Below are 21,031 nucleotides of genomic sequence, written 5' to 3' on the forward strand. Positions count from 1 at the left end.
GACAGGATGGTCGCGCCGGGCGCGCGTGCCCGGGATCAGTGCGCGGGCGTATTGCCGATCAGTTCGACCGTGCTGCCGTTCCAATGGAACTTCACGTTTGTGTTCAAGCCCTTGATCCCGCCCGGGTAGGTCAGCGCCACGGTGTCGCCCGTGGTTTGCGCCGGGTCAATCCCATTGAAGCCATAGGTGTCGGGGACGCCCTGCGGGATGAATTGGCCGAGGTGGAACAGCACCGCGCGCGTGGTGGGACTGACCGCGTTGGTGTTGGCCTTGATGATCACCGCCGACAGCTGCGCGCACTGGTTGTAGTTGCCGGCCAGCGGCTCGGGATTCCACGGCTGCTGACTGCGCGGGTCGCGCGGCAGCTCGGACACCACCTTCGCGATGGTGGGCGAGGCGAGGTTGACCGCGCACGGATCGGCCGGTGGCGCATTGCCGGGCTGGGCGGCCGGCGACAGCGTGGCCGGGGCCGTGATCGACGCGGTCTCAGAAGTCGTCCTCGCCTGCGGTGTCTTGGCGACTGTGGAATCTCCTGAACCGCAGCCGGTCAACGCGGCGGCGATCAATGCAATAGCGGCCGAGCAGGTCAGTGGCTCGGTACGACACGGTAGCGACCACACATCGACGCACCGTACCGTCATCGGCTCCGCGGGTGTGGCAGGCGTGGCCGGGTCCGGATCGGCTGTGCTGATGATCACGTGGACCGCCCGGCAGCGCTGGCCCACTGCGCTCAGGTCTGCTGAGCTGCCAAAGACCACTAGACTCCTTGGGCGATGACCCTCTCAGACAGCTCGACCGGGGCTGCCTCTACGACGTTTGCCGACCTGCAGATCCACCCCTCGGTGCTGCGGGCGGTCGCTGATGTCGGTTACGAATCACCCACCGGCATCCAGGCCGCGACGATCCCGGCCCTGATGGCTGGCTCCGACGTCGTCGGGCTGGCGCAGACCGGCACCGGCAAGACCGCCGCGTTCGCGATCCCGATCCTGTCCAAGATCGACGTCACCAGCACCGCCACCCAAGCCCTGGTGCTCGCCCCGACCCGGGAACTGGCCCTGCAAGTCGCCGAGGCGTTCAGCCGCTACGGTGCCCACCTGCCCAAGATCAACGTGCTGCCGATCTATGGCGGCTCGTCGTACAGCGTGCAGTTGGCCGGGCTGCGTCGCGGCGCCCATGTGGTGGTCGGCACTCCCGGCCGGGTGATCGACCACCTCGAACGGGGGACGCTGGACCTGTCCCACGTCGACTACCTGGTGCTCGACGAGGCCGACGAGATGCTCACCATGGGCTTCGCCGAAGAAGTCGATCGCATCCTGTCCGAGACCCCCGAATACAAACAGGTGGCGCTGTTCTCCGCGACCATGCCGCCCGCGATCCGCAAGCTCACCACCAAGTACCTGCACGATCCGCTCGAAGTCAGCACCAAAGCGAAAACCGCCACCGCCGAGAACATTTCCCAGCGCTACATCCAGGTCGCCGGCCCCCGCAAGATGGACGCGCTGACCCGCGTCCTCGAAGTCGAGCGGTTCGAGGCGATGATCATCTTCGTCAGAACCAAACAGGCCACCGAGGAAGTCGCCGAAAAGCTCAGGGCGCGAGGTTTCTCTGCGGCCGCCATCAACGGCGACATCCCGCAGGGCCAGCGCGAGCGGACCGTCAGCGCCCTGAAGGACGGCAGCATCGACATCCTGGTCGCCACCGATGTGGCCGCGCGCGGGCTCGACGTCGAGCGGATCTCGCACGTGCTCAACTACGACATCCCGCATGACACCGAGTCGTACGTGCACCGGATCGGGCGCACCGGCAGGGCCGGACGTTCGGGAACCGCGCTGCTCTTCGTCTCCCCGCGAGAGCGCCACCTGCTCAAGGCGATCGAAAAGGCCACGCGGCAGACGCTCACCGAAACCGAGCTCCCCACCGTCGAGGACGTCAACGCGCAGCGGGTGGCCAAGTTCGCGGATTCGATCACCACCGCGCTCGGGGCCCCCGGCATCGACCTGTTCCGCAAACTGGTCCAGGACTACGAGCGCGAGCACGACACCCCGATGGCCGACATCGCCGCCGCGCTGGCCTTGCAATCCCGCGACGGCGAGGCATTCCTGATGGCCCCCGAACCCCCGCCCGAGCGGCGCGAGCGGCGCACCGAACGGCGCGATCGTCCCGAAAAGCCAAGGTCTACACGGCCCTTCGCCACGTACCGCATCGCGGTGGGCAAGCGCCACAAGATCGGTCCGGGCGCGATCGTGGGCGCCATCGCCAACGAGGGCGGGCTGCATCGCAGCGACTTCGGCCACATCGCGATCGGACCGGACTTCTCGCTGGTGGAGCTGCCGGCGAAGTTGCCCAAGTCCACATTCAAAAGGCTTGAGCAGACCCGTATTTCGGGGGTGTTGATCAACCTTCAGCCGGACAGGTCTTCCGCCAAGGCCCACGGCGGCCGCGAGGGGGGCGGGAAGCCGCGCAGGAAACACGGCGGATGACGCTGTCCGAAGAACAGGACGCCCAGGGCGGGCTCGAGCAGACCTCTCGCGTCGACCGCGTCGCCTCGCTGACCGGCGTCCGCGCCGTCGCCGCGCTGCTCGTCGTCGGTACCCACGCGGCCTACACCACCGGCAAATACACGCACGGCTATTGGGGCCTGGTCGGTTCTCGGATGGAGATCGGGGTGCCGATCTTCTTCGTGCTCTCCGGTTATCTGCTGTTCCGCCCGTGGGTGAAATCCGCCGCGACCGGCGGCCCGCCGCCGTCGCTGAGTCGCTATGCGTGGCACCGGGTTCGGCGCATCATGCCCGCCTACGTCATCACCGTGCTGTTCGCCTACGTGCTGTACCACTACCGCGAGGCGGGGCCAAACCCCGGACACTCGTGGCTGGGGCTGGCGCGCAATCTGACACTGACCCAGATCTACTGCAACGGCTACCTGGGCAAGTATCTGCATCAGGGCCTGACGCAGATGTGGAGCCTGGCGGTGGAGGGTTCGTTCTACGTCATCCTTCCGCTGCTGGCCTACCTGCTGCTGGTGGTGCTCTGCCGACGGCAGTGGCAGCCGAAGCTGGTGCTGGGCGCCCTGGCGGGGCTGGCGTTGCTCAGCCCGGCATGGCTGGTGCTGGTGCACACCGACCACTGGTTTCCCGACGGAGCCCGGCTGTGGCTGCCCACCTACTTGGCCTGGTTCCTCGCCGGGATGATGCTGACCGTGCTGCAGGAAATGGGGGTGCGCGGCTACGGGTTCGTGGCCATCCCGCTGGCCGTCATCTGCTACTTCATCGCGTCCACACCCATCGCCGGCGCGCCCACGACGTCCCCGGCGACGCTGAGCGAGGCGTTGTTCAAGACGTGCTTCTACGCCGTCATCGCCGCGCTGGCGGTGGCACCGCTGGCTCTGGGCGGCGCGCCCGATGCCCAAGGCTGGTATTCGCGGCTTTTGGCCAGCCGCCCGATGGTATGGCTGGGGGAGATCTCCTACGAGATCTTCCTGATCCACCTGATCACCATGGAATTCGCGATGGACTACATCGTCGGCGCGCGCGTCTACACCGGTTCGATGCTGTACCTGTACGTCGCGACGCTGGTGGTGACGATCCCGCTGGCGTGGCTGCTGCACCGGTTCACCCGTGTGCGGGATTGAGCAGGTTAGTCCCGGGCGGAAACCGGCGTCACGATCGGGACGACGAATTCCTCGATCATCGCCCGCTCCTCGTCTTCGTCGCGGCCCGGATAGGTCAGCAGCGAAACGATCACCCGCACCATCCAGCGACCGCGGCGCTCGATGACGGCGGGATCGTCGGGTCCTAACGACTGCAGGAACGCCACCGCCAGGGCCGCGATGACATCCGACTGCCCGGCCAGTTCACCACCCACCGGCGGGCGGGTGGTGGCAAACCACGATGCCAGCGCGGGGCTTTCGCGAACCATTTCGAGTGTGACGAGAATGCTCGCGATCAGCCGTTCGCGCGGGTCCTCGATGCCGCCGGTGCGCGCGATGATCTTGCGGCCCAGCCGGTGGGTTTCGCGGTGAATGTAGGCGGTTCGCAGCGTCTCGCGGTTCTCGAAATACCGGTACAGTGTCGCGCGGGAACAGCCTGCCGCGCGGGCGATTTCGTTCATGCCGATCGAGTCCGAGTCGCGCTGCGTGTAGAGCTGCTCGGCCGCATCGAGGATCCGGTCGGCGGCCGCTTCGCTTCGGTGCGTACCCAGCCAGTCGTTGCCGGGCATCAGGACTTCATCCGAATCGGCACCGACAACGGGCGCCGCACGTAATTGCCGCCGGCCCAGACGATGCCGGATTCGTCCACCTCGAAGCTCGGGCAACGGGTCAGGAGCTCGGTCAGCGCGACGCGGGATTGCATCCGCGCGGCGGCGGCGCCCAGGCAATGGTGGGCGCCATGGCTGAAAGTCAGGATGTTGCGGGGGCATCGGGCCACGTCGAGTTCGCCTGCATCCGAACCATACTGGCGTTCGTCGCGGTTGGCCGAACCGTAGAGCAACAGCGCCCTGCGCCCAGCCGGGATGGTCGTCTCGCCCACGGTCACGTCCCGGGTCGCCGTGCGGGCCAGGCCCTGCACCGGCGAGGTCATCCGCAGCAATTCCTCGACCGCATCCGGAATGCGGCCGGGGTCGTCCACCAGCAGCTGACGTTGGTCGGGGCGTTCGTGCAGCAGCGGCATCGAACCGCCGAGCATGCCGGTGACGGTGTCGTTCCCGCCGGTGACCATGGTGAAGGTGAACGCCAGGATCGACAGGGTGCCGGCGATGTCACCGTCGGCGCCCACTCCGGCGGACACCAGGTGCGAGATGGTGTCGTCCTCGGGCTCGGTCCGGCGCCTTTCGATCAGCCCGGTGAAGTAGGTCATCATCGATCCGACCGCATCGCCGACGGTTTCCAGCGCGCCGGCAACGCCGCCTTCGGCGGTGTTGGCCGCGACGATTGCCTGGGTCCAGCCGTCGAACTGAGCCCAGTCCTCCTCGGGCACACCGAGATAGTGGGCGACCACCATCGACGGCAGCGGTTTGAACAGCTCCGCGACGATGTCGCCGCCGCCGGCCGAACGCAACCCCTCGATGCGCTCGACGACGAATTCGGTGACCTTGGGCTCCACGGCCTCCACCTGCCGCGGCGTGAAGCCGCGCGACACCAGCTTGCGGAACTCGGTGTGTACCGGTGGATCCTGCATCACAAACGGTGGATTATCCTGCAGCCCAATTAGTTCCAGGTCATCGTAGTTGACGGTCAGGCCCTTGGCGGAGGAGAAAGTCTCGTGGTCGCGGGCCGCGGCCCACACGTCGGCGTGCCGGGACAACACGTAGTAGTCATGTTCGGGGTGATTGGGTGGCACCACGTGGTGCACCGGGTCGTGATCGCGCAAGGCGCGGTACATCGGCCACGGATTGGGCCAGGTGTCGGCGGTGGCCAGCTGGAAAGCGACCGGTGCTTGGTGAGACATAACGACAGCCATGTCTCATTCGTACGACAATAGTTGCGCTCTGTCAACCCGTCGGGCTCAATCGGAACGCGCATGCATTGCTCACATTGCTCATTGGCCGCCCAGGCAGCGACTGTCACCAGGCGCGGAGGTGGACAAGCTCGCCGTGTCGCGACCTGCGGCGCACGCGGGCGTGGACAGAGTCCTCGTTTGCCTGCATGGCAAACAAGGTTGGCGTTTTCGCCGGTCGTAGGCAAGCTTGGATGCATGAGTGAGTCATGGGATTGCGTGATTGTCGGAGGCGGTGCCGCCGGGCTTAGCGCCGCACTGGTGCTCGGACGGGCTCGCCGACGCACACTCCTGGTGGACGGCGGCGCGCAAAGTAACAGGGCCGCTCATGGAATAGGTGGTCTGCTGGGCCATGATGGCCGCCCGCCTGCCGAGTTGTACTCTGCTGGCCGGGCCGAGTTGGCCGCGTATCCGAGCGTTGAGATTCGGGACGGTGAAGTCCTCTCCGCTGAGCACGGTTTCGTCGTCGGGCTGGCCGACGGGCGGCGCGAGCGTACCCGCACGGTGCTGTTGGCTACGGGGATGGAGTACCGCGCGCCGAACATTCCGGGGCTACAGGATCTTTGGGGACGGTCGGTGTTTCACTGCCCGTTCTGTCATGGCTGGGAGGTCCGCGATCAACCACTCGCTGTCGTGGCGAATGGTGAGCGGGCGGTGCATTCCGCGTTGCTGCTGCGCGGCTGGAGTGATGACATCGTTGTCCTCACCAACGGACCAGCCACGCTGGCTGCCGAGCACCATCGGCTGCTCGGGGTGGCGGGGATCGCCGTGGATGAGCGGCCTATTGCGCAATTCGCCTCGCATGCAGGTGACTTGACGGGGGTTGTGTTCGACGACGGCTCCCGCATGATGCGCGCCGGTGCGCTGGTGGTGGCGACGCTGCACCAGCGTTCCGCGCTGGCCACTCAACTGGGTGCCGCCGTCGCCCCGCCGGGACCGATGGCCGCCGACGCCCTTGCAGTTGATTCCTTCCAACGCACATCGGTGCCCGGCGTCTTCGCCGCCGGTGACCTCTGCGCCCAGATGCCGCAGGTGGCGGCGGCGGTGGCCAGTGGCTCGCTGGCCGGCGCCGCCGTCGTGCAGGGCTTGTTGGGCGGCGATGTGGGATTGCCGACGCCGCCATGGCCCACGGTCGCGGCGAAAGACAACGACTATGCCGATGCCTCAACACCGACACGGTGACCCTGGCACTGAGGGCCGAATCCTTCGAAGTTCGCGAGCGCCGAGTGTGCGTCCAGCCGCACGCTGGTGACCGAGTGTGCGGCCAGCCGCACACCCGAGCCGACTTCGGACAGGGAACTAGATACCCGACCCGGGGTTGAGGATGCCCTGCGGATCCAACGCCTGCTTGATCCGCCGGTTGAGGTCCATCACGTCGGGCCCGAGATAGCCCGCCAGCCACGGCCGCTTCAACCGGCCGACGCCGTGCTCGCCGGTGATCGTGCCGCCCAGACCGACGGCCAGGTCCATGATCTCGCCGAACGCCAGGTGAGCGCGTTCGGTCATGTCGGCGTCGGCGGGATCGTAGACGATCAGCGGGTGGGTATTGCCGTCGCCGGCGTGGGCGATCACCGAGATCATCAGGTCGCGTTCGGCGGCGATGCCCGCGATCCCTGTGACCAGCCGGCCCAGCGCGGGAAGCGGCACGCCGACGTCCTCGAGCAACAGCGATCCCTTGGCCTCGACGGCCGGGATGCAGAACCGCCGCGCGACGACGAACGCTTCGCCCTCGTCGGGATCGTCGGTCGAAAACACCTCCGTCGCAGCGCTTTCCGCGAACACCTTGGCCATGATTTCGGCGTCCTCGCTGCCGGCGCGGCCGCGTTCGTCGGACCCGGCCACCAGCATGGCCGCCGCCCCGCGGTCGAGGTCCATGCGCAGGGTGTCTTCGACGGCGTTGATCGCCACCGAGTCCATGAACTCCAGCATCGACGGGCGAAGCCGGGCGGTGACCCCGAGCACCGCCTCGACCGCGTCCTGCACCGACGCGAAGCTGGCGACCACGATGCTCGACGCGTTCTGCTTGGGCACCAGTCGCAGCGTCACCTCCGTGACGCCCCCCAGCGTGCCTTCGCTGCCGACGAAGAGTTTGGTCAGCGACAGGCCGGCGACGTCCTTGAGTCGCGGCCCGCCCAGCCGGACGGCGGTGCCGTCGGCCAGCACCACCTGCATGCCCAGCACATAGTCGGTGGTGACGCCGTACTTCACGCAGCACAGGCCGCCGGCGTTGGTCGCGATGTTGCCGCCGATGCTGCAGATCTCGAACGACGACGGATCCGGCGGATACCACAAGCCGTGTTCGGCGGCGGCTTTTTTCACCTCGGCGTTGAACAGTCCGGGCTGACAGACCGCGGTCCGGGTCACCGGGTCGACGGCGATGTCGCGCATCTTCTCCGTCGAGAGCACAATGCCGTTGTCCAGGGCGGTCGCCCCGCCGGACAGGCCGCTGCCGGCGCCGCGGGGCACGACGGGCACCCGGTTGGCGGTGGCCCAGCGCAGCACGGTCTGCACCTCCTCGGTGCGCCGCGGCCGCACGACGGCCAGCGGTTTGCCGGCCGAAGGGTCAAACGCGCGGTCCTGGCGATAGCCCTCGGTCACGGTCGGATCGGTGACGACCATCCCGTCGGGCAGGTCGGCGATCAGGCTGGCCAGGGCGTCAGAGCTCACGGCCCGATAGTAAGCCCGCCGCGCGGCCCGCGATGGCGCCATCGCACCGGCCGCCCGGGTCTGCGGGCCGCCGCGCCTGAATGCAGGATGTTCATGTGCTCGACCACCCGCGTACCGGCCAGCCGTTCGACTCTCCGGTTGGCGCGGGTACCGGATGGCCGGGCGATCCGGCCACGCCGCAGACGCCCGTAGCGGCCGATGCCGCTCGGGTCGTCGCGCTCGCGGAGCAGGCCACGTCGATCCCCGAACTCGATGCCCTGGTCAGCGTGTGCCGGGCTTGTCCGCGGCTGGTCGACTGGCGCGAGGAGGTCGCCACCGTCAAACGCCGGGCCTTCGCCGACCAACCGTATTGGGGGCGGCCGGTACCCAGCTGGGGAGCGGCGCGGCCCCGGCTGTTGATCGTCGGGCTGGCACCCGCCGCGCACGGCGCCAACCGCACCGGTCGGATGTTCACCGGCGACCGCTCGGGCGACCAGTTGTACGCGGCGCTGTTCCGGGCCGGGCTGGTGAACCAGCCGACCAGCGTCGACGCCGCGGATGGGTTGCGCACCAAGCAGATTCGCATCGTCGCACCGGTGCGGTGCGCGCCCCCCGCCAACGCCCCGACCCCGGCCGAACGGGACACCTGCTGGCCTTGGCTGCAGGCCGAATGGCAACTGGTGGCCGAGCACGTTCGCGTGGTCGTGGCCCTCGGCGGATTCGGCTGGCAGATCGCGCTACGACTGCCGGGTGCCTCCGGCAGAGCGGCGGGACCCAAGCCCCGGTTCGGCCACGGCGTCGTCGCCGACCTGGCGCCCGGCGTGCGGTTGCTCGGCTGCTACCACCCGAGCCAGCAAAACATGTTCACCGGTAGGTTGACACCAGCAATGCTCGATGACGTCTTCCGCGACGCAAAAGAACTGGCAGGGATCAAGTGAGCGAGATTCTCGTTTCCGGCGCCAGCGTGGCGGGCACCGCGGCAGCGTTTTGGCTTGGGCGACACGGTCATTCGGTGACCGTGGTGGAGCGCCATCGCGGCCCGCGGCCGGGTGGCCAGGCGATCGACGTGCGCGGCCCGGCGCTGGGCGTGCTCGACCGCATGGGTCTGCTGGCCGCCGCCCAGAAGCGCAGGACGCAAATCCGCGGCTCCTCCGTGGTCGACCGGGACGGCAACGAACTGTCCCGCGACACCGAATCGACGCCCACCGGGGGCCCTATCGACAGCCCCGACATTGAGCTGCTGCGCGACGACTTGGTCGAATTGCTGTACGGCGCAAGCCAATGGACGACCGAGTACCTTTTCGACGACACCATCACCGCGCTTGAGGACGATGGCGCGGGCGTCCGCGTCACCTTCGAGCGCGCCGCACCGCGCGACTTCGACCTCGTCATCGGCGCCGACGGATTGCACTCCACCGTACGGCGATTGGTGTTCGGGCCGGAGGAGGATTTCATCGAGCGGCTGGGCACGCACGCGGCGATCTTCACCGTGCCCAATTTCTTGGACCTGGACTACTGGCAGATGTGGCACTACGGGGACGCCACGATGGCCGGGATCTACAGCGCTCGCAACAACGCCGAGGCCCGTGCCATGTTGGGTTTCATGGACCCGGATCTGCGGATCGACTACCGCGACATCGAGGCCCAGTTCGACGAGCTGGAGCGGCGGATGGCCGGCGAAGGATGGATTCGCCCGCAACTGCTGCAGTACATGCGGACCGCGCCGGATTTCTACTTCGACGAGATGTCGCAGATCACGATGGACCGCTGGTCACGCGGCCGGGTGGCGCTGGTCGGCGACGCCGGGTACTGCTGCTCGCCCCTGTCGGGTCAGGGCACCAGCGTCGCGCTGCTGGGCGCCTACATCCTGGCCGGCGAGCTCGACGCCGCTGCCCAAGACGGGACAGCCGATCACGAACGCGGATTCGCCAACTACCAGCGCGAGTTCGCCGACTACGTGCAGCGCAATCAGTGGCTGGTCGTGGACAACATTCCCGGCGGCGCCCCGATACCCCAAGAGGTGTTCGACCGCATCGTCTCCTCGATCACGCTCAAGGACTACTAGCGCCGATCCGGGAACGTTTGCGGGCCCGCGCACGTTGTCGCCATCGTGCGTCTTTCCGTCCTCGATCTCATCCCGGTGCGCACCGACCAGACGACCGGCGACGCGCTGGCGGCCACCGTAGCGCTGGCGCAGGCCGCGGATCGGTTGGGTTTTACCCGCTACTGGGTCGCCGAGCACCACAACATGCCTTCGGTCGGTGCGACCAGCCCGCCGGTGGTGCTGGCCTATCTGGCCCCGCAGACTTCGCAGCTCCGGCTCGGCTCGGGTGGGGTGATGCTGCCCAACCATGCGCCGCTGGCGGTGGCCGAACAGTTCGCACTGCTGGAAGCGGCCGCCCCGGGACGCATCGACCTCGGCATTGGCCGGGCGCCCGGATCCGACCCGGTGACCTCCTACGCGCTACGGGGTGGGCAGGACGGCCGCGACATCGAGAACTTCCCCGAATACCTCGACGACGTCGCGGCGCTGATGAGCGCGCGCGGCGTGCGGGTTCCGCTGCGCTCGGGCGACTACACACTCAAGGCCACCCCGGCCGCCGCGACCGAACCGCGGCTGTGGCTGCTGGGTTCGTCGATGTACTCGGCGCATTTGGCCGCCGCCAAGGGGTGGCCGTACGTGTTCGCACATCACTTTTCCGGCAAGGGGACCGAAGAGGCGCTCGAGGTTTACCGCTCCCGATTCAGGCCCAGCACCGTGGCTGCGGAGCCGCGGACGTTTTTGACGGTCAACGCGGCGGTGGCCGAAACGCGGGAGGAGGCAACGGCTTTGATGCTTCCCAACCTGCAGATGATGGCCAGGCTGCGGACCGGGCAGCCGCTTGGGCCGGTGCCGCTGGTGGAGGAGGCGGCGGTGGCCGAGTTGACGGGCCAGCAGCAGGGGATCGTCGAGAGTGGCCTGCGCCGCGCCGTGCTGGGCGCGCCCGCGGAGGCCGCCGAGCAGATTCGGGCGCTCGCCGAGCGGTTCGGCGTCGACGAGGTGATGGTGAACCCGGTGGCCTCGGCCCGCCGGGGCACCGACCCCGCCGCCGCGCCGGCGCGCGTCGCGACGCTGGAGCTGTTGGCCAAAGAGCTGTTCTAAAGTCCCGCTCACGCCCGCCGGTTGGACTGGCTGGAGTGGGGTTCGGGTGCGTGGCTGGCGATCCAGTCCCGTAGTTCGTCCGGTGGCAAGGGCGCGGTGTGCACGAAACCCTGGGTGATCATGCAGCCATACCGGCGCAGGGCGTTCAGGGTGGCCTCGTTCTCGACGCCCTCGGCGACGAGGTCGGCGCCCAGGTTGTGCGCGAGCGCGACCGTGGACCGCACGATCGCGACTGACCGTGCGTCGTGAGCCAGGCGGGTGACGAAGATCCGGTCGAGTTTGAGCTCGTCGACCGAAACCTCTTGCAGGCGGGCCAATGACGACCAGCCGGTGCCGTAGTCGTCGAGCGAGATGCGAATTCCCAGGCGCTGCAATGCGGCGACGGTGTTGCGGGATCGCGCGGAATCCACCAGCGCGCTCTCGGTGATCTCGAGGATGAGCGCGTCCGCGGGCAGGTCATAGTTCGCGAGCAGCCGCTCGACGGTGCCGACGAGCTCGATGTCGAGCAGGTTGGTCGTCGACAGGTTCACCGCGACGGTGAGCGTGATGCCCTGCTCGCGCCAGCACCGGACCTGTTGCAGCGCCATGCTCAGGGTGCGGTTGGAGATCTTGCGCATCAGTCCGGCGCGCTCGGCGAGGGGCAAGAACTCCTCGGGCAGCAGCGTCCCGCGGGTGGGGTGCTGCCAGCGCAGCACCGCCTCGACGCTGTGAACGCTGCCGTCGCGCCCGTCGATCTTGGGTTGGTAGTGCAGTCTGAGCTCGTCGGTGTCGAACAATGCCGTGCGCAAGTCCTCGATGAGGTCGGGGTCGTTGTTCCGATATACCTCGAACGACGAGTCGTAGACCGCGATTTTGCTGCGGGCCGATTGGGCGTGCGCCATAGCGGTTTCGGCGCGGCTCAGCAGCTCTTGCGGGTGGTCACAGTGGTCGGGACACAGCGCGATGGCGATGCGGCCTTCGACCTGGACGGTGATCGGGTCCAAGGCGATCGGCTCACTCAATGCCTCCAACAGCCGGCCCGCCTGGGCGCTGGCGGCGGTGAGGTTCGCCCCGTCCGCGAGCAGCACGGCGAACTGGTCGTCACCTACCCGCGCCAGCATGTCGTCGCGACGGACACAGCCGGACAACCGGTTTGCGATGTGGCACATCAACTCATCGCCGAATTGGCGACCGATCGAGTCGGTGATCTCGTGAAAATCACTGAGGCTCAACAACAGCAATGCCCGACGCGCCTGCGCTCTGCCCGGCACCGACGCGGGCCCCGGCGATCCCGAAGCGGGCAACGCGGTCAGCGCGCTCGCCAGTGAGTGCCGGTTCGGCAGCGCCGTCAACTCGTCGGTCATGGCGTGCCTGTCGTTCGTGTGCAGCAGGCTCACGTCGCGGAAGGTCAGTGAGAAGCGCCCGGTCGCCACGACCAGGCTCAACGCCGCCAGCGTCGCGGCCGGACGCGAATGATGCGCCAGGACAATCACTCCCAGGGCGACAATGGAGGTCGTCACCGGAGTGATGTAGGAGCTGAAGCGGTGTCTGGGCAACGCCGTCGCCGCCGACGAGGGTGACCAGCTGGCCATCGCGATGAGTAACGACGACGCCGGCCAACACGCATCCAGCAAGGTGCCGACCCGATAGGAGCCGGCGGTCGTCTGGAACAGATACGCCACGTCCGCCACCGCGAACAACACCAATCCAGCCATCAGCAGCACCCAGCGAAACTCATTGCGCCAGCCGAGTATTGGCAGCATGCCGGCGGCCAGGGCCAAGAGCACCAGGTCGATCCACGGGTAGACCAAGCCCATCCACACCGTCGCCGGCGTGCGTAGCGCCGCCGCCCGCATGGGGCCCTCCGTCACGGCCGCGACCACTGCCGCCAACGTCAGGGCGCACACCACGGAGTCGAGCTGAATCGGGATGGGCAGCCGCTTGAACCGCGCCCGCATGAGCAGCAGCAGCCCGGCATAGACCAGTGGGTAGTACACCAGGTACACCGGGTCAGCTACCGACGGGGACCGACCGTTGGGCACCCACAAGGCGTAGACGATGTCGCCCGCGGCCGAGAACGCCATCGCGGCGGCGATCAGTGACCAGGCCAACCGGTCCGCCGCGACACGGCATGCGCGAAGGACAACCAGACCGGCGGCTAAGACCGTCAGCGCCGAATACAGCGTCGTGGCCGAGAACATGCCATGTCCCGCATCCGGATGCACGACGCTGGACGCGGCGAAGGCGATCACGCCAATCGCCAGCACCGCGAAGCCGACCCGGATACCTCTCGATGGCGGAAGGGCATCGTCCGCGGCCTGCTCGGCGGGCGCGTTCGTGGTGGGTGTCGCGACGTCGGGAACGGGCGCCTGCGGCGTCGCTTCGGCGCCGGCGCTGACGGCGACACGCGATGGGGCCGCCGCCGATCCCCGCGACCCGGGAGACGGCGGGAACGCATACGGCAGCGGCAGGTCGGGCATGAAGCTGCGGATGCATTGCCCGCCTTCGCGTTTGGCGGCGTACATGGCGAGGTCGGCGTGACGCAGCAGCTGGTCGACCGTGCAGGCCGACGCGCCGGTGCACACTGTGAATCCGATGCTGGGCCGGACGGTGATCGGAATGCCGTCGATCAGAATGGCGCTGGCGAATGCGTCGAGGATCCGGTGGGCGGCCGCCTGCGACTCCTTGACGGAAGCCTCGATGACGGCGGCGAATTCGTCGCCACCGAGGCGGGCGATGGTCCCGCTTTCCCCGAGTGCCGCCGTGAGCCGGCCGGCCACCCGGACGAGGAGCTCGTCGCCGGCCGGATGGCCCAGGGCGTCGTTGACCGACTTGAAGTTGTCGAGGTCCAGGCACAACACCGCGATCGGCATGCCGTTCGGATGCCGACGCCCCACGGCCTGTTCCAGCCGCTGCAAGAAAAGGGCGCGATTCGCCAGACCGGTCAGGTTGTCCCGAAACGCCTCCCGGGCGACTTCCGACAACAAATTCTGGTTGTCGATCAGGACGACGAATTGCCGGGCCAGGACGGCAGCGACCAGGATGCCCAGCGCGGCCAGCATGGGATCGTGCACCGAATTGCCCGCCGCGTGTGCCCAGCCCACGGCGGCGGCGAGGAGCAGCGGCAGGTAGGGCAGCCACAACCGAGCGCGGAACTCGACCTCCTCCGGCGGTGGCGGCGCGGGGCTCTCGTGCGCGGCGGCCAGTCCCGCGAGCGCCAGGAGCGCCAGGCCCGCCACTCGGACCAGGTCTCCGACCCCGCCCGTGTGATAGCTGGCGATACCGGTATGGAAGACCAGCACCATGTCGGCGAGGCAGATGGTGGCGACGCCGCCGGCGAGCAGGCTGCGGCTGGGCCGGTCACCGGGGCGAGCCCGGGACAGCATCAGGATCGCCGTTGTCACCTGGACGATGTCGGCGAAGACCTCCGCCAGCGTCACCACCCGCGCGCCGGAATGTTCCTGTAGCTGCGCTTCGACCACGAACACCCAGGCGATGACGAACAGCGACGTCGCCACAATAAGACCGTCGAGAAGCAGACGTCGGGGGGTGTTGCGAGACAGCTGGGAGAGCAGCGTCAGCGAGGTCATGGCGCCGATCGGCCACAACAGCAGCACGAAATCGGCGGCCGCGGGATGGGTGGCGTGGTCGACTTCTGGGCGTACGTCGTAAACCGCCCAGATGATCTCACCGGCGGCCCAGCCGAGCAGCGCCGTGACCAGCGCCAGCCAGCCGTAGCGTTGCCGTGGCGCCTTGAAGCGCGCCGCCCGTCCAGCGTATGCCGCCGTGATGGCAAGACACACCGCGATGACGAATCCATTGACCGGATGCGGGCCGCGCCATCCCTCGAACGAGGACAGCAGGATCGACAACGCGGCCGCGCCATACACGCCGGCGAGGAGCCACCCGGCGGACGCGGGCACCCCCGACCGCCGCCACGGATTCACCGCCCGCCGTCTCATCACCGCTCCAGCCGCTCCCCTGCTGTGTGGTGAAGAAACCGAACAACTTCACCACGAGTTACAGGGCATTAAACCGCTGCACACGTGCGTTAAGTGTGGCTTTTGCCAGGTTGGGCCGCGGCTGGTGCCTTCGAAGGACGGCCGCCGAGGAGCCTATTCCGGCTGACTTGCGTCGATACGAGCCAGCGCGTTGCGCAGAATCTGTCCGGTGGCGTCGCGGTCGGGGTCGCGACGCAGCAGCATTCCCTTGGCGACCGACAACTTGTCGCCATTGCGGCGCGGCAGGACGTGTAGGTGGATGTGGAACACCGTCTGAAACGCGGCGCTGCCGTCGTTGATGGCGATATTGGTCGCGTCGGCCAGTTCCGTCGTGCGCGCGGCCCGGGCGATGCGTTGGCCCAGGGTGACCATGCCGGCCAGCGTCTCCGGTGTGGTGTCGGTGAGATCGACGCTGTGGCGCTTGGGCACCACCAGCGTGTGGCCACGAGTGAAGGGGCGGATGTCGAGGATCGCCAGGTAATCGTCGTCTTCGTAGATCCGGATGGCCGGAGCTTCCCCGGCGACGACCGCACAGAACACGCAGGACATGTCGCCCACGGTACTTGTCGCCGCGCCGCGACCACGCCGAGACCAACGGCGGACCGGCCCGTTTTGGCGGGATAGGCTGCCGCGGTGAACGATCTCGCCTTCGCCGGCGCGGCGGCACAAGCGCGCATGCTGGCCAACGGTGAACTGACCGCGCCGGAGTTGCTCGAGGTCTACCTGGCGCGGATCGCGCAGTTCGACAGCCAACTGCGGTGTTACCGCGTGGTGCTCGCCGACAGGGCTCGCTACGAGGCCGCTGCGGCGCAGGACCGCCTGGACGCGGGCGAACGGCTGCCGCTGCTCGGTGTGCCGGTCGCGGTCAAGGACGACGTCGACGTCGCCGGGGAGGTGACGACCTTCGGCAGCGGCGGACACCGGCCGCCGGTGAGCGCCGACGCGGAGGTGGTGCGCCGGTTGCGCGCCGCGGGCGCCGTCATCATCGGCAAGACCAATGTGCCCGAGCTGATGATGATGCCGTATACCGAGTCGCTGACCTTTGGCGCTACCTGTAATCCGTGGGATCCCAGGCGCACGCCGGGAGGCAGCAGCGGCGGCAGCGCCGCCGCGGTCGCCGCCGGGCTGGCCCCGCTGGCGTTGGGATCCGACGGCGGCGGCTCGATTCGCATCCCGGCGACCTGGTGTGGCGTATTCGGCCTGAAGCCGCAACGCGATCGGGTGTCGCTGGAACCCCATGACGATGCCTGGTACGGGTTGAGCGTCAACGGCCCGATTGCCCGCACGGTGCTAGACGCGGCCGTGTTCCTGGACGCGACGTCGACGGTGCCCGGTCCCGAGGGGGAATTCGTGACCGCGGCGACGCGAAGGCCCGGCCGGCTGCGAATTGCGTTGAGCACCAAGGCCCCCACCCCGCTGCCGGTTCGGGTCGGCAAGCGGGAGCTGGCGGCGGTCGACCAGGCCGGCGCGTTGCTGCGCGATCTCGGGCATGACGTCATCACGGCCGACCCGGAATATCCGGCCTCGGCGATCCTCACCAACTACCTGCCCCGCTACTTGCGGGGCATCTGCGACGACGCGGACGCCCTGGCTCATCCGGAACGTCTGGAACCGCGCACCCGCAACCTGGCCCGCTTGGGGTCGTTTTTCTCGGATCGCCGGATGGAGTCCATCCGGGCGGCCGAGGGGGCCGTCGTCTCGCGCATCCAGGCGATCTTCGACGATGTCGACGTCGTCATCACGCCCGGAACAGCGACGGGCCCATCGCGTATCGGGGCCTACCAACGGCGCGGCGCAGTGTCGACTCTGCTGAGAGTGGGCCAATACGTTCCCTTCCAACAGGTTTGGAATCTGACCGGACAGCCCGCCGCGGTGGTTCCCTGGGACTTGGATCCAGACGGTCTGCCGATGTCGGTCCAACTGGTCGGCCGGCCGTATGACGAAGCGACGCTGTTGTCGTTGTCGGCGCAGATCGAATCCGCGCGACCGTGGGCACTTCGCCGGCCGCCGGTGTCGTGAGTGAACTTCGGCGCTACGCCGCGCCGGTAATCACCGCCCACGCCGCGAGCTTGGCACCCGGCCGTATCGCGTGGGCCGGGCTGGTCGACGGCAGCCGGTGGTACTGGATCTCGTCGGGGGATACCACCCGCCTGCGGTAGAGGTCGGCGGCCTTGACGCCGTTGAAGTAGACCGCCGTGATGGCGGGGTAGTCGGCGAAGAAATTGCCAAAGTCGTTGACCACCAAACTTGTTGGATCGATGGCCGAGTCGGCGCTGCCGCCGCGACGGCACGCGTGCAGCACGTCCCAGAGCGCGATTCCGTGGGTTTGCAGTTCGGCCAGCCGCCGGTCGTAGGGCGCGGCGGCCTCGAAGCCGAAAAGCTCACCGGTGATCGACCAGAACGCGTTGCGCGGGTTGGCGTAGTACTGGCCCGCCACCAGTGATTGCGCACTGGGAAACGAACCCAGGATCAGCGTCCTGGCGCGCCCGTCGACGACCGGCGGGAATCCCCGCAGCAGCGGTGTGCTCATCACCTCACATCATGACGCGCCGGCGTTGTACGTTGGCGACGTGCACGACGGGGACGACCGCACCATCAACGACCTGCTCGAAGGGCTCGAGGGAACCGCGCGCACGGAGCGGGCCGAACTGGTGCGGTGGCTGTTCGAGCAGGGCATCACCGCCGAGGAGATCCGGGCGACCAATCCTCCGCTGTTGCTGGCCACCCGCCACATCATCGGGGACGATGGCACGTACGTGTCCACGCGGGAGATCAGCGAGACCCACGGCATCGACCTAGGGCTGCTGCAGCAGGTGCAGCGCGCTATCGGTCTGGTCCGGGTCGACGACCCCGACGCGGTCGTTCATATGCGGGCCGACGGTGAAGCCGCCGCCTTCGCGCAACGGTTCGTCGAGGTGGGACTGGATCCCGAGCTCGTGGTTCTCGTGGTCCGGGTGCTTGCCGAAGGTCTGTCGCGGACCGCCGAGGTCATGCGGTACTCGGCGCTGTCGGCGATCATGCGTCCGGGCGCCAGCGAGCTCGAAATCGCCCAAGCCTCAAAAGCTTTGGTGACCGAGATTGCGCCCATGCTGGGCCCGATGATCCAGCACATGCTGTTCATGCAACTGCGCCACATGATGGAGACCGAAGCGGTCAATGCGGCCGAGCGCGCCGCCGGCAAGCCGCTCCCGGGCGCGCGCCGGATCAGCGTTGCCTTCGCCGACCTGGTCGGCTTCACCCGGATCGGCGAGGCGGTCACGCCCGAAGAGCTGGGGCATCTCGCCAACCGGCTGGCCATCCTCGCCCGCGACATGACCGTCCCCCCGGTGCGTTTCATCAAGACCATCGGCGACGCGGTGATGTTCGTCAGTCCCGAGCCGCAGCCGTTGCTCGACGTCGTCGTGAAACTGGTCGAAGCGGTCGATTCCGACAACGACTTCCCTCGGCTGCGGGCGGGCGTGGCCTCCGGCATGGCGGTGAGTCGGGCCGGCGATTGGTTCGGCAGTCCGGTCAACGTGGCGAGCCGTGTCACGAGCGTGGCGCGCCCGGGCACGGTCCTGGCGGCGGATTCGGTGTGGGACGTCATCGGGGAGCGCGGCGAATTTTCGGGATCCTTCGCCGGCGCCCGCCACCTCAAGGGCATCAAGGGCGAGGTCAAACTGTTTCGCATCCGGCGCGGCGACGCCGAGGACTGACGACCGATATGGGCAGGCCCGGTGCGACTCCTGGGGGCGTCTGACTCCGTCTTACGCGTGTCCTACGCGGCCGGATTCCTACCCCGTGTTCCGGCACTTCGAATTGGTCGCTTCCCGGGCCTGCTTCGCTACCCAAAATACGCCGTCGAACAGCCCGGATCAACGGGTTTTTGGGGCCCGGGGATGAGCTCGACGACCGGCCGGCTTTCGCCCCAGGCGAATGCCATTCCATTACAGGCGCAACGGTGTAATCATGTAATCATGAAACCCCATCACACCCACGGGCGGCGATACGGCCGCCCCGGCGGCTGGCAGCAAGCCCAGCAGCCCGACGCCGGCGACGCCGCGGAATGGTTCGCCGGACGTCTTCCGGAGGACTGGTTCGACGGCGACCCCACGGTGGTCGTCGACCGCGAAGAGATCACGGTCATCGGAAAGCTCGCGGACACGGCGAGCGCCGAAAACGCGGACAGTGAGGCCCGCGCCGCGGGGCGAGCCTCACGGTTCCGCGAGGACACGCGATCCGAGCGAATGCGTATCGCCGACGAAGCCCAGGATCGCTACGGACGCAAAGTTTCCTGGGGGGTCGAGGTCGGCTCGGCATCGGGCACGGAACGAATCCTGTTCACCCACATCGCGGTACCTGTCATGACCCGGCTGAAACAACCCGAACGTCAGGTGCTCGACACGTTGGTCGATGCCGGTGTCGCGCGGTCCCGCGCCGACGCGCTGGCGTGGTCGGTGAAGCTGGTCGGTGAGCATGCCGAGGAGTGGCTGGCCAAATTGCGCGACGCGATGACGGCGGTCGACGACCTGCGCGCGCAGGGACCGGATCTGCAGTCGTAGCAAAGCCGCAGTGCCCTAACGGTATTGGCGCGTAACCGTCCGACAATTGCCGGGTTCCTCAGCGCGGAAGGGTTCTACGTGTCGGTGGGGTCGCCTGAGGCGAGCCGAAAGGTGAATTCGTCGTCGCAGATGCGGATGCGGTCACCGTTCCGCAGACCGGCGGCCGCGACGATTCGTTGGCCCTGCACGTGCACGCCGTTGGAGGACCGCAGGTCGTTGATCATGTAACTGTTTCCCGTGTCGACGATGACGGCGTGGTGGCGGCTGACTTTGGGGGAGTCGAGGACGATGTCGTTGTCGCTCAGGCGCCCAATGGTTGTCGACGCGTGCAGCGGATACCTGCGCCCCGAGGCGTCGTGCAGATGCGCGACCGCGTTCTGGTCCGACGCGACGGCGTATTGCTCGAGAACGGTGATCGTGACCGCCGCGGTCGTCATCGCGGTCTTCTTGGCGTCCAGCGGTTCCTGCCGCAGGATCCGGTCGTTGAGGGTGCGCAGGTTGTGGCCCGGGTCGATCCCGAGGTCATCGGCGAGCGATTTCTGCACGCGGCGGTAGGCCGCCAACGCGTCGGACTGGCGGTCGGTGAGGTAGTAGGCGGTCATCAACTGAGCCCACAGCTGCTCGCGGTAAGGGTGCTCCTGGGTCAGCGATTCCAGTTCGGTGATGACGGTAAAGCCTCGCCCGCAGGCAATCTCGGCCTCGGCCTTGGCCGTGTGGGCGAGGACCTTCTCCTCGACGAGGGAGGTGGTGAACGGGTCGACGAACCGAAAGTCCGCCAGGTCCTCGAGCACCGGGCCGCGCCATTGGTCGAGCGCGGCCGAGAGATGCTGACTGGCCTGTTCGAATCGGCCGGCCGCCGCCGCCTGCAACCCGGCGGCGTTCTCGGCGATGAACCGGCCGAGATCGCACGCGTCCTTGGCGACATTGAGCCGATAGCCCGGCGGCGCCGCGACCAACACCGCGCGCGGGTCGACTCCGGCGCCGCTCAGCAGCTTGCGCAGGTTGGACACGTAGGAGTGGATGCTGGTCCGCGCCCCCGAGGGTGGCGCCTCGTCCCACAGGGCGGTGATCAGCCGGTCGACGCTGACCGGGTTGTTGCGGTTCATCAGCAGCACGGCCAGCACCGCCCGCTGCTTGGGCGTGCCCAACGGAACCAGCACGCCGTCGACGCTCATCTCCAACGGCCCGAGCAGCCCGAAGTCGAGACGTTTGTCCGCCATCGCGCCTACC

17 protein-coding genes are annotated in these 21,031 nt (G+C 68.0%); 9 read left to right on the plus strand and 8 right to left on the minus strand.

The window, feature by feature from the left end:
- Window positions 1–35: 35 nt before the first annotated feature.
- Complete coding sequence (locus tag G6N26_RS24225; protein ID WP_067173930.1) at window positions 36–641, minus strand: LppP/LprE family lipoprotein; 606 nt, start codon at window positions 639–641, stop codon at window positions 36–38.
- A gap of 132 nt (window positions 642–773) precedes the next feature.
- On the opposite strand from G6N26_RS24225, the gene G6N26_RS24230 reads away from it, so the two are divergent.
- Together G6N26_RS24230 and G6N26_RS24235 are read left to right on the plus strand one after the other, a co-directional pair.
- Complete coding sequence (locus G6N26_RS24230) at window positions 774–2,480, plus strand: DEAD/DEAH box helicase (protein WP_067173899.1); 1,707 nt, start codon at window positions 774–776, stop codon at window positions 2,478–2,480.
- Complete coding sequence (locus tag G6N26_RS24235; protein WP_067173901.1) at window positions 2,477–3,628, plus strand: acyltransferase family protein; 1,152 nt, start codon at window positions 2,477–2,479, stop codon at window positions 3,626–3,628. The genes G6N26_RS24230 and G6N26_RS24235 overlap by 4 nt, the downstream gene beginning before the upstream one ends.
- Before the next feature lie 5 nt (window positions 3,629–3,633).
- On the opposite strand, the gene G6N26_RS24240 is transcribed toward G6N26_RS24235, so the two are convergent.
- Together G6N26_RS24240 and G6N26_RS24245 are read right to left on the minus strand one after the other, a co-directional pair.
- Window positions 3,634–4,215: a TetR/AcrR family transcriptional regulator gene (locus G6N26_RS24240; RefSeq protein ID WP_014941463.1), complete on the minus strand. Its 582-nt coding sequence runs from the start codon at window positions 4,213–4,215 to the stop codon at window positions 3,634–3,636.
- Window positions 4,215–5,456, minus strand: coding sequence for a cytochrome P450 (locus G6N26_RS24245; RefSeq protein ID WP_163648873.1), 1,242 nt, complete (start codon window positions 5,454–5,456; stop codon window positions 4,215–4,217). Before G6N26_RS24245 ends, G6N26_RS24240 begins: the two co-directional genes overlap by 1 nt.
- Window positions 5,457–5,690: 234 nt before the next feature.
- Between G6N26_RS24245 and G6N26_RS24250 the strand changes: the two genes are divergently transcribed.
- Window positions 5,691–6,674: an NAD(P)/FAD-dependent oxidoreductase gene (locus G6N26_RS24250; RefSeq protein ID WP_067173907.1), complete on the plus strand. Its 984-nt coding sequence runs from the start codon at window positions 5,691–5,693 to the stop codon at window positions 6,672–6,674.
- 117 nt (window positions 6,675–6,791) lie between these two features.
- Here the strand turns inward: G6N26_RS24250 and G6N26_RS24255 are convergent, their stop codons facing one another.
- On the minus strand, window positions 6,792–8,159 hold the full coding sequence (locus G6N26_RS24255; RefSeq protein WP_083020276.1) for an FAD-binding oxidoreductase: 1,368 nt from the start codon (window positions 8,157–8,159) through the stop codon (window positions 6,792–6,794).
- A gap of 80 nt (window positions 8,160–8,239) precedes the next feature.
- Here G6N26_RS24255 and G6N26_RS24260 point away from each other — a divergent pair, with 80 nt between their 5' ends.
- Genes G6N26_RS24260 through G6N26_RS24270 form a run of 3 tightly spaced genes read left to right on the plus strand, consistent with a single transcriptional unit; the run spans window position 8,240 to window position 11,280 of the window.
- The gene (locus G6N26_RS24260) at window positions 8,240–9,076 is read left to right on the plus strand and encodes a uracil-DNA glycosylase (protein WP_083020248.1); all 837 of its coding nucleotides are present in this window, start codon (window positions 8,240–8,242) and stop codon (window positions 9,074–9,076) included.
- A complete protein-coding gene (locus tag G6N26_RS24265; protein WP_067173915.1) occupies window positions 9,073–10,203 on the plus strand; it encodes an FAD-binding protein in 1,131 nt (376 codons plus the stop codon). Before G6N26_RS24260 ends, G6N26_RS24265 begins: the two co-directional genes overlap by 4 nt.
- A gap of 45 nt (window positions 10,204–10,248) precedes the next feature.
- Complete coding sequence (locus G6N26_RS24270; protein WP_083020250.1) at window positions 10,249–11,280, plus strand: LLM class flavin-dependent oxidoreductase; 1,032 nt, start codon at window positions 10,249–10,251, stop codon at window positions 11,278–11,280.
- 8 nt (window positions 11,281–11,288) lie between these two features.
- On the opposite strand, the gene G6N26_RS24275 is transcribed toward G6N26_RS24270, so the two are convergent.
- Together G6N26_RS24275 and G6N26_RS24280 are read right to left on the minus strand one after the other, a co-directional pair.
- Window positions 11,289–15,221, minus strand: coding sequence for a diguanylate cyclase domain-containing protein (locus tag G6N26_RS24275; protein ID WP_263643934.1), 3,933 nt, complete (start codon window positions 15,219–15,221; stop codon window positions 11,289–11,291).
- Window positions 15,222–15,374: 153 nt separating this feature from the next.
- Window positions 15,375–15,809: an HIT family protein gene (locus tag G6N26_RS24280; RefSeq protein ID WP_067173944.1), complete on the minus strand. Its 435-nt coding sequence runs from the start codon at window positions 15,807–15,809 to the stop codon at window positions 15,375–15,377.
- A 126-nt stretch (window positions 15,810–15,935) separates the two neighbouring features.
- On the opposite strand from G6N26_RS24280, the gene G6N26_RS24285 reads away from it, so the two are divergent.
- Window positions 15,936–17,279, plus strand: coding sequence for an amidase (locus G6N26_RS24285; protein ID WP_232067629.1), 1,344 nt, complete (start codon window positions 15,936–15,938; stop codon window positions 17,277–17,279).
- A 13-nt stretch (window positions 17,280–17,292) separates the two neighbouring features.
- Here the strand turns inward: G6N26_RS24285 and G6N26_RS24290 are convergent, their stop codons facing one another.
- Window positions 17,293–17,790 carry a DNA-deoxyinosine glycosylase gene (locus G6N26_RS24290; protein ID WP_067173927.1) on the minus strand — a complete coding sequence of 166 codons (498 nt, stop codon included), beginning with the start codon at window positions 17,788–17,790 and terminating at the stop codon, window positions 17,293–17,295.
- Between the two features lie 40 nt (window positions 17,791–17,830).
- Between G6N26_RS24290 and G6N26_RS24295 the strand changes: the two genes are divergently transcribed.
- Both G6N26_RS24295 and G6N26_RS24300 read left to right on the plus strand, forming a co-directional pair.
- Window positions 17,831–18,955 carry an adenylate/guanylate cyclase domain-containing protein gene (locus tag G6N26_RS24295; RefSeq protein ID WP_232067502.1) on the plus strand — a complete coding sequence of 375 codons (1,125 nt, stop codon included), beginning with the start codon at window positions 17,831–17,833 and terminating at the stop codon, window positions 18,953–18,955.
- 261 nt (window positions 18,956–19,216) lie between these two features.
- Window positions 19,217–19,801, plus strand: a complete 585-nt coding sequence (locus G6N26_RS24300; protein ID WP_067164959.1) for a hypothetical protein — start codon at window positions 19,217–19,219, stop codon at window positions 19,799–19,801.
- Window positions 19,802–19,875: 74 nt separating this feature from the next.
- Here the strand turns inward: G6N26_RS24300 and G6N26_RS24305 are convergent, their stop codons facing one another.
- On the minus strand, window positions 19,876–21,021 hold the full coding sequence (locus tag G6N26_RS24305; RefSeq protein WP_083020256.1) for a BTAD domain-containing putative transcriptional regulator: 1,146 nt from the start codon (window positions 21,019–21,021) through the stop codon (window positions 19,876–19,878).
- Window positions 21,022–21,031: the final 10 nt, after the last annotated feature.

This window comes from Mycobacterium marseillense (genome assembly GCF_010731675.1).
Lineage (GTDB): Bacteria > Actinomycetota > Actinomycetes > Mycobacteriales > Mycobacteriaceae > Mycobacterium > Mycobacterium marseillense.